This is a genomic window from Pseudomonadota bacterium (assembly GCA_013285445.1).
In the GTDB taxonomy this organism is placed as follows: domain Bacteria; phylum Pseudomonadota; class Gammaproteobacteria; order Xanthomonadales; family Wenzhouxiangellaceae; genus Wenzhouxiangella.
The window spans coordinates 783,523-800,330 of sequence record CP053448.1 but is presented as its reverse complement, the minus strand read 5'-3'; the positions used below and the strand labels follow the sequence as shown (position 1 = coordinate 800,330).

General features: G+C 65.2%; 16 protein-coding genes. 6 read left to right on the top strand and 10 right to left on the bottom strand.

The window, feature by feature from the left end:
• Positions 1–5: 5 nt before the first annotated feature.
• Positions 6–1,421 carry an alanine:cation symporter family protein gene (locus HND55_03750; protein QKK01851.1) on the bottom strand — a complete coding sequence of 472 codons (1,416 nt, stop codon included), beginning with the start codon at positions 1,419–1,421 and terminating at the stop codon, positions 6–8.
• Positions 1,422–1,579: 158 nt separating this feature from the next.
• Between HND55_03750 and HND55_03745 the strand changes: the two genes are divergently transcribed.
• Positions 1,580–1,939, top strand: a complete 360-nt coding sequence (locus tag HND55_03745) for a hypothetical protein (protein QKK01850.1) — start codon at positions 1,580–1,582, stop codon at positions 1,937–1,939.
• Here HND55_03745 and sppA read toward each other — a convergent pair.
• Positions 1,912–3,771: a signal peptide peptidase SppA gene (gene sppA, locus HND55_03740; GenBank protein ID QKK01849.1), complete on the bottom strand. Its 1,860-nt coding sequence runs from the start codon at positions 3,769–3,771 to the stop codon at positions 1,912–1,914. The genes HND55_03745 and sppA overlap by 28 nt on opposite strands.
• A gap of 71 nt (positions 3,772–3,842) precedes the next feature.
• Complete coding sequence (locus HND55_03735; protein ID QKK01848.1) at positions 3,843–5,222, bottom strand: MATE family efflux transporter; 1,380 nt, start codon at positions 5,220–5,222, stop codon at positions 3,843–3,845.
• A 189-nt stretch (positions 5,223–5,411) separates the two neighbouring features.
• Here HND55_03735 and HND55_03730 point away from each other — a divergent pair, with 189 nt between their 5' ends.
• Complete coding sequence (locus HND55_03730; GenBank protein ID QKK01847.1) at positions 5,412–5,873, top strand: hypothetical protein; 462 nt, start codon at positions 5,412–5,414, stop codon at positions 5,871–5,873.
• A gap of 14 nt (positions 5,874–5,887) precedes the next feature.
• Here HND55_03730 and HND55_03725 read toward each other — a convergent pair whose 3' ends face one another.
• Positions 5,888–7,324, bottom strand: a complete 1,437-nt coding sequence (locus tag HND55_03725; protein ID QKK01846.1) for a glucose-6-phosphate isomerase — start codon at positions 7,322–7,324, stop codon at positions 5,888–5,890.
• An 11-nt stretch (positions 7,325–7,335) separates the two neighbouring features.
• A complete protein-coding gene (locus HND55_03720) occupies positions 7,336–7,716 on the bottom strand; it encodes an aspartate 1-decarboxylase (GenBank protein ID QKK01845.1) in 381 nt (126 codons plus the stop codon).
• A gap of 317 nt (positions 7,717–8,033) precedes the next feature.
• Between HND55_03720 and HND55_03715 the strand changes: the two genes are divergently transcribed.
• From HND55_03715 to HND55_03705, 3 genes are read left to right on the top strand one after another with little or no spacing between them, the layout of a single operon-like run.
• Positions 8,034–8,711, top strand: a complete 678-nt coding sequence (locus HND55_03715) for an ABC transporter ATP-binding protein (protein QKK01844.1) — start codon at positions 8,034–8,036, stop codon at positions 8,709–8,711.
• Positions 8,711–11,137, top strand: a complete 2,427-nt coding sequence (locus HND55_03710; GenBank protein ID QKK01843.1) for an ABC transporter permease — start codon at positions 8,711–8,713, stop codon at positions 11,135–11,137. The genes HND55_03715 and HND55_03710 overlap by 1 nt, the downstream gene beginning before the upstream one ends.
• Positions 11,137–12,252, top strand: a complete 1,116-nt coding sequence (locus tag HND55_03705; protein ID QKK01842.1) for a carotenoid 1,2-hydratase — start codon at positions 11,137–11,139, stop codon at positions 12,250–12,252. The genes HND55_03710 and HND55_03705 overlap by 1 nt, the downstream gene beginning before the upstream one ends.
• Positions 12,253–12,271: 19 nt before the next feature.
• Here HND55_03705 and HND55_03700 read toward each other — a convergent pair whose 3' ends face one another.
• The 3 genes from HND55_03700 to erpA form a co-directional block, all read right to left on the bottom strand.
• Complete coding sequence (locus tag HND55_03700) at positions 12,272–13,549, bottom strand: amidohydrolase family protein (GenBank protein ID QKK01841.1); 1,278 nt, start codon at positions 13,547–13,549, stop codon at positions 12,272–12,274.
• Positions 13,550–13,562: 13 nt separating this feature from the next.
• Complete coding sequence (locus HND55_03695; GenBank protein QKK01840.1) at positions 13,563–14,375, bottom strand: hypothetical protein; 813 nt, start codon at positions 14,373–14,375, stop codon at positions 13,563–13,565.
• 73 nt (positions 14,376–14,448) lie between these two features.
• Positions 14,449–14,790, bottom strand: a complete 342-nt coding sequence (gene erpA, locus HND55_03690) for an iron-sulfur cluster insertion protein ErpA (protein ID QKK01839.1) — start codon at positions 14,788–14,790, stop codon at positions 14,449–14,451.
• A 272-nt stretch (positions 14,791–15,062) separates the two neighbouring features.
• Here erpA and HND55_03685 point away from each other — a divergent pair, with 272 nt between their 5' ends.
• Positions 15,063–15,479 carry a CopD family protein gene (locus HND55_03685; protein QKK01838.1) on the top strand — a complete coding sequence of 139 codons (417 nt, stop codon included), beginning with the start codon at positions 15,063–15,065 and terminating at the stop codon, positions 15,477–15,479.
• Here the strand turns inward: HND55_03685 and nudE are convergent.
• Both nudE and HND55_03675 read right to left on the bottom strand, forming a co-directional pair.
• Positions 15,466–16,032: an ADP compounds hydrolase NudE gene (gene nudE, locus HND55_03680; GenBank protein ID QKK01837.1), complete on the bottom strand. Its 567-nt coding sequence runs from the start codon at positions 16,030–16,032 to the stop codon at positions 15,466–15,468. The genes HND55_03685 and nudE overlap by 14 nt on opposite strands.
• Positions 16,025–16,795 carry an inositol-phosphate phosphatase gene (locus HND55_03675; GenBank protein ID QKK01836.1) on the bottom strand — a complete coding sequence of 257 codons (771 nt, stop codon included), beginning with the start codon at positions 16,793–16,795 and terminating at the stop codon, positions 16,025–16,027. The genes nudE and HND55_03675 overlap by 8 nt, the downstream gene beginning before the upstream one ends.
• Positions 16,796–16,808: the final 13 nt, after the last annotated feature.

Here is a 16,808-nt window from a genome sequence, read left to right as displayed (position 1 = left end):
GCTGATCAGTCCTTTTCGACCACTGCATCGGCGGCATCCGACCAGGCATCGGGATCGATATTCACGTCCGAAAAACGCGCCGGATCGAATACCGGCACGCGGCCGGCGCGCCACTGGTCGTCATAGTCGCGCATCAGACGAAAGCCCAGCTTCATCAGGAAACCAAGCGCGACCAGGTTGAACAGGGCCAGCAATGCCATGGTCAGATCGGCAAAACTGAACACGGTGGTCAGATCCTGCATCGATCCCCACAGGATCAGCACCAGCATCAGCAGGCGAAAGATGATGAAGAACCAGGGATTGTCGGGATTCATCCAGTACGATGCGTTCTCGCCGAGATAGAAGTTGTAGAGGATCGAGCTGAACGCGAACAGCATCAGCGTCACGCTGACAAAGGTCTCACCCCAGTCGCCGACATGCTCCTTGAGTGCCAGTTGCGTCAGAACCACGCCATTGTCAATCGTGCCGACCTCGTGCATCCCGGCCATGATGATGATGAACGCCGTGGCGGTACAGATGATTGCGGTATCGATAAAGACGCTGAACGACTGCACGATGCCCTGATTGACCGGGTGCGGCACGTAAGCGACGGCGGCCACGTTGGGTGCGCTGCCCAGTCCCGCCTCGTTGGAAAACAGGCCGCGCCGGACGCCCATCATGATTGCAGCCCCGATGCCACCGCCAACGGCCTGCTCCAGACCGAACGCGCTCTTGAGGATAATCATCAGCGCAGCCGGCACCGCCGCGATGTTGTAGAGCATCACCGCCAGGGCGATGAGAATGTAGCCAATTGCCATGATGGGCACCACAATCTCGGTCACCCGGGAGATCCGCTGCACGCCGCCGAAGATGGTCAGGCCGATCACAATGGTCAGGGCAATGCCGGTGACGTGCACCGGAATGCCGAAGGCCTCTTCAAGCGACGACGAGGCCGTGAACGACTGTAGCGCCACGAAGGCCAGGCCGAACGTGAACAGCAAAAGCAGGGTAAACGCGATGCCGATCTTGCGGCTGCCCAGTCCGCGCTCCATGTAGTACATCGGACCGCCGCGAAAGGTCGTGGTGCGCTTGTCGCGGGTCTTGAACAACTGGGCCAGCGAGCACTCGAAAAAGCTCGTGGCCATACCGATCAGCCCGACCACCCACATCCAGAACACCGCCCCGGGCCCGCCCAGGGTAATCGCCACCGCCACTCCGGCAATATTGCCGGCACCGACCCGTCCGGCCACGCTCAGGGTCAGCGCCTGGAACGATGAAACGTGTCCGCTATGGTGCTGGAACGCCTGACCGAGCACGCGAAACATCTCGCCGAAGTAGCGCAGCTGCACGAAACGCGAGCCAAACGTGAACGCCAGTCCGATAGCGACCAGCACGGCAACCAGCACGTAGGACCACAGAAAATCGGTGACGGTGGCAAGCATCAGCAGTTCCCTCGATTGTCAGTCAGAAGATTACGACTGGCCCTGCCCGACCAGTCAATCGAAGCCGCCAGGCCAGAAGACATCTAGTGTACCTTGCCTTCGGCCAGTGCTCTGATCGGGTATCCTCTGCCGGTCGCCATCGAATAGCAGACAATGAGATGACACCGTGCCGTTTGCTGATCGTCTGCCTGGCCCTGCTTGCCGGCTGCGCAAGTGTGCCGGACTGCAGTCCCGGACGAGGCTTCGAGCTGGGTCGCCAGGGGCAGCGGGCCCACGAGCGCTGCGACCAGGCGGGCTACCAGTCCGCCTGGCAGCTGGGCCAGACGCTTGGTGAACTCGAACGAGAACGCGAGGCGCTACAGGCCCGGGCAACGACGCTCAGCGCCTCCGAGCGAATGCGCCTGCGCGTCCTTCAACGCGATATTCCCGAACTCGAGACGCTGGCGCGCATCGAAGGGCTGATGCCCCCGGCCGAACCGGGATCCAGCGACTACAATGGCGCCTCGCACAAGCAGTGAGCCATGATGCCGGGCCGCCCGGAATCGGCCTGACTAACGATCAGGCCAAGGTCTGATTGCAGGCGGGCAAGCAGCTGGCGCGGCAGCCAGAACGATGCACGCGGGATGGCGTCCACGCCGGCCGCCGCGACGGCTCGCGCCCCCATGTTCATCAGAAACGCCTGCCAGGGCGCCAGTTCGGGTTCCACATAGCGGATCCGGTAGTCCTCGCCCAGCCCGGCCATGGCAGCGGCCGAGCTGACTGCCTCGTCGAGCGTGCCGAGCCGGTCGACCAGGCCGCGCTGCTGCGCCTGCTCTCCGGTCCAGACGCGACCGCGGGCGACGGCATCGACCTGCTCGGGGTTCAACGGCCGATGCGCAGCGACCAGATCGATGAACTCCCGATAGCCGTGCTCGATGATGGTCTGGAGCAGGTTGCTCACGCCGTCGGACAGCGCCCGGTCGGCACGCAGCCCGCCGGACAGCCAGGTTGTTCCGACGCCATCGGTATGGACCCCGATTTTGCCCAGCGTGTCCTGGAAGGTCGGGAAGAAACCGAAAATACCGATCGAACCGGTAATCGTGGTCGGGTAGGCCCACACCTCGTCGGCACCCATCGCAATCCAGTAGCCCCCCGAAGCAGCCACATTGCCCATGCTGACCACCAACGGCTTGCCGCTGTCGCGCAGCGCAACCAGTTCGCGGCGAATGACTTCAGAGGCAAACGCACTGCCGCCACCGGAGTCAATGCGCAACACCACGGCCTTGATATCGTCATTGCGCGCCGCCTGGCGAATTCTGCGGGCGGTCGAGGCCGAACCGATGGTACCGGGCGGCTGATTCCCCTCGGTAATCGCACCCTGGGCAACGATGATGCCGACCTGCTTGCCGCTGACCGGCAGCAATGATTCGGCGTTGATGTAATCCATGAAGCCGACCTTGCGGAAGCCGCCGTTATCGTCAGGCGCCCCGCGGCTGGCCAGCTCCGCGCGAACCTCGGGGCCCGCCATCAGGCGGTCGACCAGGCCGCTTTCAAGCGCCATGGCGGCAGCATCACCGCCCGAATCCGAAAGATGACCGACCACGTTCTCGATCAAATCCACCAGCACATCGGCCGGCATGCCGCGGTGGCTCGCCACCTGCCGCAGGTATTCGCTCCACAGGCCGTTCAGCCAGTATTCGGCGGACTGCCGAGCCTCGTCGGACATGTCGTTGCGAATGAAGGGCTCCATGGCGGACTTGTATTCGCCAACCCGAAACAGGTTGACATCGACCGCCAGTTTTTCGAGTCCTTCACGGTAGTATTGCCGGAATCGCCCGTAGCCTTCCAGTATGACCAGCCCGTCGGGGTGCAGCCAAAGCTCATCGGCCAGCGAAGCCAGCATGTACTGCCCCTGATTCATCGAACCGCCATAGGCGATAACCGGCTTGCCGGACGCCCGTAAACGCTGAAAGGCAGCGCTTAGCTCCATCATCATTCCCGGCGCCAGACCCCAGAGCTGATCGGTGTCGATGAGAACCTGTACGATCCGTTCGTCTTCGGCGGCCGCCTCCAGCGCCGCGAGGATATCGCGCAGGCGCGTTTCGGGCATCTCCTGCCCAAGCGCCTCGTTGATGGCGCGCTCGCCCGGTGTACCCGTGTACTCCTCGACAATCAGACCAACCGGGGCAATGACCAGTGTCGTATCCGGCTCGATGCGCAAACCGTCGTCGGCAAAGAAGAACAACCGGATCAGCAAACCCAGAATCAGCAGAAAGACAATATTGAACACGGCCATGCGCAGGGCAGTCAGGCCGCGCCAGAAGCCGAGCCAGATCCGAATGAGGACGTTCGGCTTGCGAGAGGAGGACATCAGTGGTCACCAGTAGCCAGGATCAGTCGCGATTGTAGACACCGACATGGTCGACAACAATGTGCCGAAGGTCACTGTGCCTCGGAAAAAGCGGCCCCGGGCGGTCGGCCGGGATCGGTCACGCGCAGGAATCGCCCCGCCAGCAAGACAGCGGCCAATGTCAGGCCGGCAATGATTCCGACCCACATGCCGGCCGGACCCCAGTCCTGACGAAACGTCAGCCACCAGCCCAGCATCATCCCGACCAGCCAGTAAGCCACCAGACTGTAGAGCATCGGCACCCGGGTGTCTTTGAGGCCGCGGAGCGCCCCCGCTGCCGAGACCTGCAGACAATCGGCCAGCTGAAAGACCGCGGCCAGCAGCAGCAGGCTGGCGGCCAGCTCGATGACCGCCGGATCCGCCGTATACATCCGTGCAATGGCTTCGGGAAACACCAGCATCACCAGCGCAGAACAGCCACCAAAGGCCAGCGCCAGGCTCATGCCAACCAGTCCGGCGCGCCGGGCGCCGACCGGGTCGGCGCGGCCGGCAGCGTTGCCCACCCGGACCATGATGGCGCCAGCCAGCCCGAGCGGGACCATGAACATCAGCCCCGCGTAGTTGATTGCGACCTGGTGGGCGGCAATCGGCAGCGCCCCGAGCGTGCCGATCAGCAGTGCCGTACCGACGAACAAGCCACCTTCGAGAAACACCATGATACCGATCGGCAGCCCGAGACGAACCAGTGCGCCAATCTCGCGCCGGCTCGGGCCGCTGAAACGCTCGAACAGGGCATAGGGCCGGTAGCGCGGGCGGCGCTTGATCCACCACGCCAGCGCCAGACACTGCAGCCAGAGCACGACCGCCGTGGCCCATCCGCAGCCGATCGCGCCCATGGCCGGAAAGCCAAGCTTACCGAACATCAGCACGTAGTTCAGCGGCACGTTGCAGGCGATTCCCAGCAAGCCGATGTACATGGTCGGGCGGGTATAGCCGGTGCCCTCCGAGAAAAACCGCAGGACGAACATCGCGGCCAGGCCCGGCGCACCCCAGCTCATGGCGTGCAAATAGCCGTTGGCCAGAGCGGCAACGTCGGCCTCGACCCCGACCCAGCCCATCACCCGGTCACCCCGGCGCATCAGCCACCACATCAAGCAGCCCAGTGCAGCGGATAACCACAGCGCCTGACGGGCCAGCTCGCCGGCCTGGCGCTGCCGGCCGGCGCCATCGAGCCGAGCCACGCTGGCCGATACGGCCATCAGCATGCCAACGATAAACAACAGACCGGCCGCCCACACCGATGAACCAATGGCCACTGCACCCAGGTCAAGTCGCCCCAGCCGGCCGGCCATGAGTGTATCGACAAAATTCATGCCGTAGCTGGTGACCTGGCCGATCACGAGCGGCCCGGCCAGCATCAGCGTCCTGCGGCATTCCTCGAGCACGCCCAGGCGTGTCGGCTGATCGTTCATCGGCAAGGCGCGGTCAGGCAAAACGGCATTCTCCGATGCCCCGGCATCACGGCGCAAGTCCGGGACCGGTCGCTGCCAGCCTCACGCTGAAGGTATCCCGGCCGCTGCCGTGCATGCGATGTTTGAAAAATGAACCCGGCGATTCGATATGCTGTCTGTGAACTCAGCCTACAGCGTTACATCGACCCCATGACAGCCACCGGCCGACGAATCCTGCAACGCAGGACCGCCGCGGACAGCGCCGCCAACCCGTGCCGCATCGCGATCGGCTTTCTCATGCTGATGCTCGCCGTGCTGACCGACTGCGCTTTCGCCCGGGGCGACGAAATCACCGACAAAGCGGTCGACCATGGCATCATCTTCGAAACCAATCCGCCGTATCTGCGCTATTGCGGAACGCCGGCCGAAAAGACCGCCATTCGCATTAACTGGGATGTCTCGGCCCTGGGCGTGGATCACATCAGCATCCGGCTCGACGATCGCGAAGGCCGGGTTGTTGCCAGGGGGCGCGCCACGGGAGAAACCGAAACCGGTGAGTGGGTGCGAGACGGCCGCCGATTCGTGCTGGTCGATGCACGAAACGATGAACTGCTGGCCGAAAAGATCTTCCGCATTCTGCCCTGCGACACCGCGCAGTATCCGGACTCCTGACAACCGCGGCAGACTCAACCGTCGCGAAGCTGATCGTAGATATGCGCCGCCAGGCGCTTGCCCTGCTCCACACCCCACTGGTCAAAGGCGTTGATCCCCCACAGCACCGACAGGCTGTAGACGGCGTGTTCAAAGGTCGCCAGCAGCCACCCCAGACGCTCCGGCGTGATCTCCCCGGTCAGCAGGGTGGCGACCGGCCGGTTGCCGGGCATCTGCTGAAACGGTCGACCGTCGCGGCGCCCGTGCACGAACGCGCGCGCCTGGGCGAGCAGATGCGCAAGCTGGCGATGAGACCAGTCGGCCAGCTCATCATCCGACCCGCTGCTTTGGGTGCCAATCAGGACCAGGGGATGGGTGTCGCTGCCCTGATGCAGCGCCTGGAAGATCGAGTGCTGCAGATCGGTGCCCCGACCCCCGAAAACCAGCGGCGCGGTCGGTCCGTCCACGCTGGCATGATCCAGACCGGTGGACTTGCCCAGGCTCTCCATGATGAGTTGCTGGAGATAATCGGCCAGCAGCGCCAGGCGCGGCTCGTAGCTGACGAAACCCAGCGTATTCAGATTCAGCTCGCGGCGCAGGAAATGCATCAGCAGCGCCAGCATCACGCCCAGGTGGTTAGCGGAGGGATCGCTGGAAAACTGCTGATCGGCCCGGGCCGCGCCGGCAAGCAGCTGCTCGAAGCGGGCGCGGCCGATACAGGCGGCAGCCGACACGCCGACCGAGGACCACAGCGAAAACCGCCCGCCGGTCCAGGCCGGAAAGCTCAATACCTGTTGACGCGGCAAGCCAAAGGCCCGGGCACGTTCCGTGCTGGCCGTCGCGGCCCAGCAGCGCCGGAACCAGTCATCGCCCAGCCAGTCGCACACTGCCCGCGCCTGGACCAGGGTTTCTTCGGTCGAAAACGACTTCGAGGCGATCACCAGGCCGGTCCGGGCCGGATCAAGGCGCCGGCAAAGACGCTTGAAGCGCCGCCTGTCCAGGGTCGACAGCCAGTGCACTGCCACCGCCGAATCATCATCCTCAAGCGCGTCGGCGACCAGTCGCGGACCGAGATCCGATCCGCCGATGCCGACATGAATCAGATCGCTCAGACCCGCCTGGCCGCTATGGAGTCGAGATGCCACTTCCAGGAAATGCCGGCGCCCGGCCACGACCGCTTCGGACAGCCGGAACGCGGCGCTATTGTTCGCAACAGCAGCGCGCAGCGCCATATGAAGGGCCGGCTGATCTTCGCTCGTGTTGACGTGCTCACCGCTCAACAGGCGCTGGACCTCAACAGCCAGGCCGCGTTGCCGGGCCAGGCGGTTGAGACCGTCCAGCGTGGCCTGATCGACCGGAATGCCCGCATAGTCGAGTTCCCAGCCACCCTGGGTGAGCCGCAGTTTTTGGCTGCGCTGCGGGTCGGCCTCGAACAGCGCCTGCAGTGTCGGATTGTTGCTTTTCCGCAACATCCGACCGATACTCAGGCCGCCTGCACCGGAATCCGTTCGCCCGTGCGCCGGATCCGATTGGCGCTGTCCGGGTAGACCAGGCGCGGACGATGGTGTTCAGCCTCTGCCGCATCCATGCGCCCGTAGGCCGCGATAATGACCAGATCACCAACGGCAGCCTTGTGTGCGGCCGCCCCGTTCACCGAGATCACGCCACTGTCACGCTGGGCTCGTATAGCATAGGTCACGAACCGTTCACCGCTGGTGATGTTGTAGATATGTATTTGTTCGAACTCGAGAATTCCCGCGGCTTCCAGCAGCGCTTCGTCGATGGCACAGGAGCCTTCGTAGTCCCGTTCGACCCGCGTCACGGTGGCCCGGTGAATCTTGGCTTTGAGCATGTTGATCAGCATGGTTTGCAGCCTCCCGAACGGTTTCATTCACCGCAAAAAAAACCCCTCCCCTGGCGAGGGAGGGGCAACGGATGTCGGAGTGATGTACCTCGCTTCGCGCCCTGCGACCTGGCTTCACCGTTGCGGTTTCGCCAAGTTGGTGGTAAGTCTACCACAATCCTGACGAGAATGCCAAGAAATGTGAAATCGTACTCGTCAGGCCAGGCACAATTCTTCGAGAGCCTTGCGGCGGAAAAGTTCCGACAGCCTGGCGACCGGTACCCCAACGGGCACGTGTCCGGCCGAGGCAGACCACCGGAACCGGGGATGTCGCAACGATGAGCACTGCCGAAATTCTGGCCATGCGCGCTGTCGGCAAGGGCTTTGACAACGCTGACCGGCGCATCGAGGTGCTGACGAGTGTCAGCCTGGTCGTCGAGCGCGGGCAGCGGGTAGCCATCACCGGATCATCCGGCTCGGGCAAATCGACGCTCCTGCACCTGGCTGCCGGGATGGACCGCCCCGACTCTGGTCATATCGAGCTGCTCGGGCACGACCTGGCGCAGCTGCGGGAACCGGACCTGACCCGGCTGCGCGCCGCAACGGTCGGACTGGTCTTCCAGGACTTCAACCTGATCGAGTCGCTGTCGGTCAGCGAGAACATCCTGTTGCCAGCCTGGATCAACCGGCGCCCGCAGGCCCCAGCCAATGTGGCCGCGCTGGCCGGCGAACTGGGAATCGAACATGTGCTTGAACGCATGCCGGGCGGTTTGTCGGGCGGTGAAAAACAGCGCGTGGCCATCGCCCGGGCGCTCATCCACGAACCCGGCCTGATTCTGGCCGACGAACCAACCGGCAGCCTGGACGAGACATCGGGGCATGCTGTGCTCGACCTGCTCGAGCGGGTGACGAGAGCACGCGACAGCGCCCTCGTCCTGGTCACCCACAATCCGGCAGCCGCCGCCGTATGCGAGCGCCAGCTGCGGCTGGCCCACGGCCGGCTGGTTGCAGACTGATGAAGCTGCTGCTGCAGTCTTCACGCCGGTTCTTTCGGCGCCATCCCGGCCAGCTGGTGCTGTCACTGATCGGTATTGCCGCCGGCGTGGCGGTGGTCACCGGTGTTGCGTTGATCCACGGGGTACTGGTTGATTCGCTCGACAGCGCCAGCGATGCGCTGACGCCTGACCAGCGGTTGCGCATCGAATCACGGCACGGCAGGCTCGATGAGGCGGTTTATGCCGACCTGGCAACCAGCCGGGGTGCGCCCCAGCTGATCCCTGTCCTCAGCGCCCGCGTGCGTGTCAACGGTCAGCCGCTGGAGCTGATCGGCATTGATCCGTTCAGCCTGACCAGCGCCGACACCATCGGCGTCGCAGCGGCCGGACCCCTGCTGCAGAGCGCGCAGCAGGTGCTGGTCACCGAAACCACGCTCGGGCGGCTCGGCCTGAGTCCGGACGAACCCCTGCGCGTCCAAATCAACGGGCAATGGCACGAGCTCGAGATTGGTGCGACGCTGGGCGCGCGGCCCGGACTTGACGAGCGTCTCATCATGGACATTGCCGCCGTCCAGCATCTGCTCAAGCGCTCCGGTGAATTGTCGTGGATCGATGCGCCCGTCGATGCTGAGAAGTGGCTGCGCGCCCGACTGAGTGATGAGTTCACTATCCGCAGCAGCCGGCAGCGGCAGCAATCCGCGGCACGACTGACCGAGGGAATGCGCGCCAACCTTGCCGCAATGAGCCTGCTCAGCCTGGCGGTGGGCCTGTTCGTCGTCTTCAGTGTCCTGTCCTTTCTGGCGGTACAGCGAAGAGCATCCTTCGGCATGCTGCGCGCTCTGGGCGTGACACCGGTGCAGATCAGCGCGCTCCTGATGATCGAGACCGCGATACTGACTGGGCTGGGCGCGCTGCTGGGACTGACGCTTGGTACCGTGCTGGCCGATCAGCTCATGGCGCTGATTCGACAGCCGGTCTTGGAGCTGTACGGACTGCTGCCGCCGGCCCGCGTCCGGCCAACCCTGGTCCTGTATGCCAGCCTCTGGGCCCTGACCATGGCGCTGGGCCAGGCTGCCGTCATCCCCGTCTGGCGCGAGGCCCGACAAATCGCCCCGGGCGTACAGATACGCGCACTGCCGGCGGAAGGCCGGGCGCCCTGGGTATCGCTGACCGGGCTCGGGATGCTGTTGGGCGGTGTGCTGATCGTTGTCTGGAGCACCCGGCTCGGCGGCGCCTTCGCCGGCCTGTTTCTCGCCCTGGCCGGTGCGGCCGTGTTCGCACCCGATCTCGCCTTGATGGTGCTGCGTGCACTGGCCGGCGGCGCGCGCCACCGACTGGCCGGTCGCGCCCTGGCGATGCTGCTGTCAGCACGTCGCCGTCTGGCGCCAGCGCTCGCAGCGCTCAGCCTGGCTCTGGCCCTGGCCGCCGGAATCGGCATGATGGTACTGGGGTTTCGAGGCGCTGTGGACGACTGGATCGATCGTCTGCTGCGGGCCGACCATTACGTCACCCTGGCCAGCGGGCAGATCAATGATCAATTGGCCGGGCGCGTTGCCGCAATGGATGGCGTCGAGCAGATATCGAGTGCCCGCCGGGTGAAACTGGGCGAAGGCCGTGACCTGATTGCCTACGACCTGCCGTCAGCCGCCTGGCAGGGATTCGAATGGCTCGACGGCGACCCGGAGGCGGCACGCGACGCCTTCATGAAAGGCCACGCGGTCATCGTCTCCGAGCCGTTCGAGCGACGCACGGGCCTTGGCCTGGGCGATGCGGTGTCATTGCCGGCGCCCGACGGGACCCTTGCGCTGCCGATTGCCGCGATCTACCGCGACTACGGCAGCGATCGCGGCACCGTGGCGATTCACGCGCCCCTTTACCGCCGCCTCTGGCACGACCGCCACCGCGACAGCCTCGGTTTGTACCTCGGCGGTGGCGCACCCGACGCCGCCACGCTGGTCGATCGACTGCGCGACATTGACCCGCGACTGACCCTGACCAGTCGCGAAACGATCAGGGCGCGCACGCTGGCGGTCTTCGATCGCACCTTCCGGATCTCCTGGGCGCTGGCCGTTCTGGTCGGTCTGATCGCAGTCATTGCGCTGGTCAGCGCGCTGCTGGCGGTGAGCCTCGAACGTCGACGCGAGTATGCCACCCTGCGTGCCATTGGCCTGACGCCGGCCGCCGTCGCAGGAACAGTCATCAGCCAGACCATCGGCCTGGCCATCGCCGCAGCCATTGTTGCCGTGCCGCTGGCGCTGGCCATCCACAGCGGTCTGTCGCTGGTGGTCCAGCCGCGCGCGTTCGGCTGGAGCCTGCCGCTGAGCTGGCCGCTTTGGCCGCTGGCCATCATCCTGGCGCTGGCCGCCGCGGCCGGGCTGGCCGCCGGCATCTATCCGGCCTGGCGCATTGGCCGCCGCGATCCGGCCGGCGAGCTGAGGGGCAGCTAATGTACCGGGATTTCGGCACCCTGGCCCTCATCGCCGTCGCGCTGATCGCCTGGCTGATCTGGCAGACCGTCGAACCGGACACCGAGTCGGCGCCGTTCGCCGCCGCCGGGCTGCTGTCCGACGCGCCGGAGGATTTCCGCCGCGTCACCGGCCCGGAACCGCTCGTATTTCCCGACGACCATGGCGCCCATCCGGGTTTTCGCAACGAGTGGTGGTACTTTACCGGCAACCTGGAGTCCACGGATGGCGCACCGCTGGGCTTTCAGTTCACGCTTTTCCGGTTTGGGCTGGCATCTGTTCCGGCGCTGAACTCACGCTGGCGCAGCGAGGCGGTGTGGATGGCCCACCTGGCACTGAGCGACGGCCGCAATCACCGCTTTCATTCCGCCGAGCGCTTCGCCCGCGGCGCACTCGGGCTGGCTGGTGCCACACCCGGACGCTGGTGGTTGCGCGACTGGACGGTCCAGCGCCATGGCCAGGGCTGGTCGCTCCAGGCCGCGGCTGCCGACTTCGGTCTGCGGCTTGACCTCGAGGCCGTCAAGCCGGTCGTGCTGCAGGGCGAGGACGGCTACAGTCGCAAAGGCCCCGAGCCCGGCAATGCATCGCGCTACTACTCGATCACCCGCCTGTCGGCCCGTGGACAAATCCAGGTCGACGGGGCTACAAGCGAGGTGACCGGAACCGCCTGGCTGGATCGCGAGTGGGGGTCGAGCCAGCTGGGCGAGGGACTGGCGGGCTGGGACTGGTTCGCGCTGCAGCTCGACGACGGGCGTGACCTGATGGTCTACCGCCTGCGTCGGCATGACGGCAGCGCTGCGCCCTGGTCGGCGGGCGCGGTGATTGCCGGGGACGGCCGGCATTGGCCGCTTCGGCCAGGGGAATTCAGCGCACGGCCGACGCGCTGGTGGACCGACGATCAGGGGCATCGCTGGCCGGTTGCGTGGCGCGTCCGGGTTCCCCAGCATGGACTCGACCTGGCCGTCGACGCGCTGTTCGATCATCAGCGCTGGCAGGGGTCGGTGCACTACTGGGAGGGCGCGGTCGAAGTCAGCACCGCGCCCGGGCGACAACCGCTGGGTCGCGGCTATCTCGAGCTCAGCGGCTACGCCGACTGAGGCCGTCAGTCATCAGGGCTCACGGCGACACGAAGACCTGGCCGTCGCGCATGACGAAACGGATGTCTTCGAGCTGTCTGACGTCGTCGAGCGGATCACCCGCGACGGCGATGACATCGGCGGCGTATCCCGGCGCGAGCTGCCCGAGCTGATCGGCGCGCCCAAGCAGCTCGGCGGCGTTGAGCGTCGCGCTGCGCAAGGCATCAGCCGGGCTCATGCCGGCCTCGACCATGTAGCCGAATTCCTTCGCGTTACTGCCGTGCGGACACACGCCGCAATCCGTGCCGAAGGCAATTCGCACGCCGGCGGCATGGGCTCGTGCGAAGGTCTCCTGGATCAGTGGACCGATGCGGCGTGCCTTGGCCGCCACAACCGGCGGAAAGTACCCCTCCTCTTCGGCCTTGATGGCGACAAACCGACCGGCCGAAATGGTCGGCACGTACCAGGTGCCACGCTCGATCATCAGGGCCATGATCGCGTCGTCCATGTAGGTGCCGTGCTCGATTGAATGAACACCCGCCTCGACCGCCCGCTTCATGCCTTCAGCCCCATGGGCGTGGGCAGCCACATGCATGCCGTAGTCGGCGGCCGTCTGGATCACGGCCCGAAGTTCATCGTCCCGGAACTGCGCGTTGTCACCGCTGGCAGCAACGCTCAACACGCCGCCGGTGGCGGTGATCTTGATCAGGTCAGCACCGTCCTTGTAGCGCTGACGCACGGCCGCACGGGCCTCGGCAACTCCATTGAGTACCCCGTCGCGTGGTCCGGGCTCACCGGCCAGATCGCGCCGCCAGGCATTGGTCGGGTCGGCATGTCCACCGGTGGTCGCCAGCGACTTGGCTGAAGTAAAAATACGCGGCCCCGGCACCCGGCCTTCGGCAATCGCCTCGCGCAGTGCCACGGTAACGTTGAACGAATCACCGAGGTCGCGCACGGTCGTAAACCCCGCCTCCAGCGTGCGGCGTGCGTAATCAACCGCGCGCAGGGTCACATCCGCTTCATTCAGGACGAAGCGATTGATATAGGCGTCGCGACTCGACTGCGAAGACAGATGGGTATGCATATCCATCAGGCCCGGCAGACAGATCAGATCATCGAGCGCGATGACCTCGACGGTACCGGTCGGCCGGGGATGGCCCTCAAGCACCTCGGAGACCAGCCCGTTCTTGATCACCAGGGTTGCGGCATCGCCGGTGCGACCCTCGATCACGTCAACCAGTCCACCACACTGCAGCCAGGTCTCGGCAGCAGCCAGCGTTGCCGCCGACCAGAGACAAACACCAATGAGATATCGCATACTCTTCGTCCTCCTAAACCAGCCAGCCGGCCAGCAGCAGCAGACTCATCACCACCAGCCACAGGACCAGCATGCGCCAGGCCAGCTGGTGGCCACGCCGCACGCCGACCGGTATCTCGACAGCGTCGGCCATCAGCGCTTCGGCGACCAGCCCGAGCATCCGGGGATCAATCAGCCAGGCCGGTCGCTGTCCAGCATGCCGCCGCCAGGCCTGGTAGACCCGATCCAGATCGGCACACAAGCCGGCGGTGACCACCATCAGCACCAGCACCGGCCACTCCAGCACCCAGCGCAGGCGCGCCAATCCATCAAGCGCTTCGGCCGATATCGAATCGGACTGCATGGCCCGGTGGCAAAGCCGATAGGCAAGCACGCCCGCAACCCCGAGCACGGCAAACCAGAACACAACCGCAAACCAGCGTGTGCAGGCGGCATAGAGCACGGCGGAGGCGGCCTGCGGCGCGGATTGATCCGGCCGCACACCCAGCGCCGTGGCAGCTTCACGGCCATCGGCGTGCTGCGGCTGTTCCAGCAGGGCACTGACATCCCGGTCGAGATCGCGCGGACCCAGGGTATACAAAAATGCGGCCAGGGCCGGCACGATCCAGCCAACGCGGCCCAGCAGTGCCGTAAACAGCGCGCCGGCAATCAGCGCCACAATGACCGCAACCAGCAGCAGGGTCATCGGCGCCGCCCAGCCAGGCGCCGCAGGCGATCCGGTGATCCGGCCCATGGGCCACAGCAGCCAGTCGTACTGGCGCCAGCGTCTGATCGACGGAAGAAAATGACTGGCCAGCAGGCCCAGCAGAACAATCAATATCGTCATCGTGCCGGTTCCTTCAGCCGCAACATGCGCCGGACGGCCCGGCGACTTCGGTGCACCGAATGCGAACCGCCGATCACGCCACCCCGAACGAGGAACCGCAGCCGCAGGTCGTGGCTGCATTCGGGTTGCGGATCACGAAACGCGCGCCCTGGAGGCTCTCGCTGTAATCGACTTCCGCACCCTCCAGATACTGGAAGCTGAGCGGATCGACCACCAGCGTCACGTCATCGCGCGTCACGGTCACATCGCCTTCGTCGATCTTCTCGTCAAACGTGAAACCGTACTGAAAACCCGAACAGCCGCCGCCGGTGATGTAGACGCGTAGCTTCAGCGACGGGTTGGCCTCTTCCAGGATCAGTTCACGCACCTTGGAGGCCGCCGCCGGGGTAAAGACGATGGGTGCGTTTTGTGGCATGGAACGACTCCCGAGCTGATTGGGCCATTGAGTATAACTGGAGGACACCCCCCTGATTGTCAAGCCACATCGTCGCGACAAAAAAAAGCGGCCAGGCGACCGCTTGAATCGAAAGGTGCCCCAAACCGGATGGATCAGCACTTGGTGTATTTGTGAATTTTTTGTGATGTGCGCGGTGTTTATACCGCGCCCGCGGCACCTGAGTCAAGTTGGCGCCCGGGCCCGGTCTCGCGCACAATAGCGGGCAGACCGAATGACGGGAGTACCCGGCCGTGCGCTGGCTCGAAGCGTTTCACGTGATCTTTGTCGTGACCTGGTTTGCCGGCCTGTTCTATCTGCCGCGCCTGTTCGTCTATGCTGCCGAAAACCCCGACCAACAGCGCCTGGCGCTGCTGCAGGTCATGCAGCGGCGCCTGCTGGGCATTACTCATATCGGCGGAACGCTGGCGCTGGCCTTCGGTCTGGCCACGCTGGTCGGCGAGCCGTGGCACCTGGCGTCGGGCTGGATGCAGCTCAAGCTGGCGCTGGTTGTGGGACTGGTCGGCTATCACCTGTGGTGCTGGCGTCTGGTCGTGCGCTTTTCACACGGCCAGAACCGGCACGGGTCCAGATGGTACCGGGTGTTCAACGAGGTGCCAGCGCTGTTTCTCGTCGCCATTGTGATCCTGGTGATCGTCAAGCCGTTCTGAGCAGGTCGCGCGCCATGTAGAGCGCCGCGATCGAGCGCCCCTCGCTGCAGTCGTCGCGCCGCACCAGCCCGACCAGGTCGTCAAGCGGCCAGCGAATCACATCAATCGCCTCGGGTTCGTCACCGGGCAGACGCGACGGGTAGAGCTCACGCGCCAGTATGACGTGGGTCTTGTGCGTCATGTAGCCCGGGGCCAGGGTCAGGTGCCCGATTTCCTCGAGCGAACCCGCCGCGTAACCGCACTCTTCCTGCAGCTCGCGATTGGCACCTTCGATGAGGGTTTCCCCCGGTTCCAGACGGCCCTTGGGCAGGCCCAGCTCATAGCGATGCACCCCGCAGGCGTACTCGCGAATCAGCAACACGTGGTGATCGTCGGGCAGCGCGACGATAATGACGGCGCCCACACCGCGGCTGATCAGTCGCTCGTAGGTGCGGCGCTCACCGTTGGCAAACTCCAGGTCGAGCTGTTCGACCATGAACAGATCTGCCGGGCGTCGCTCACGCCGGGCGTGGATGACCGGCAGGCTGCGGCTTTCCAGCTTCCGATCAGCCATGACGCGATGCCAGCAGCTGCGCATGCAGGGTCGGACCGGCAGCCAGCACCGATTGCGTTTCCAGCCCCGGAGCAGCGCCCTGGAGATCGGTAAACACGCCACCGGCCTCGCGCACGATCACGGCCAGAGCAGCAATGTCGAGAATGTTGACGTCACTTTCGATCACCGCGTCCTGACCGCCATCGGCCAGCCGGTGATAGGAATAGAAATCACCATAACCGCGGCTGCGCGCCGCTGTCGCAACGATCCGCCCGATCCATGGCCAGCCGGCACCTCGCGCCATCGAGCGCAGGTTGCCAAAGCACACGTCGGCGGCGGCCAGCTCGGCGCACTTGGACAGGACGACGCGCCGGTCGTTGATGAAGGCGCCGCCACCGCGCCGGGCCCAGGCCACCTCATCGAAGGCCGGAGCGGCGGAGACGCCGACCACCAGTTCACCTTCGACCATCAGCGCCACCTGAATCGACCAGAATGGCAGGCCCCGGATGAAGCTCCGCGTGCCGTCGATGGGGTCGATCAGCCACAGGCAGTCGCCGCTGCCGTGACGGCCGTATTCCTCGCCCAGCAGTGCGTGCCCGGGGTAATGCCGTGCAATGACTGCGCGAATGGCCTGCTCGGCCTGGCGGTCGGCGACCGTGACCGGACTCTCATCGGCCTTGATTTCGATGTCCAGCTCGCCCCCGAAATAGCGCATGGCGACATCGCGCGCCGCCGCCGCAGCCTCGCGCGCGACCGCCAGGGCATCGTCCAGATCTACCGTCATCCGTGTCTCCATC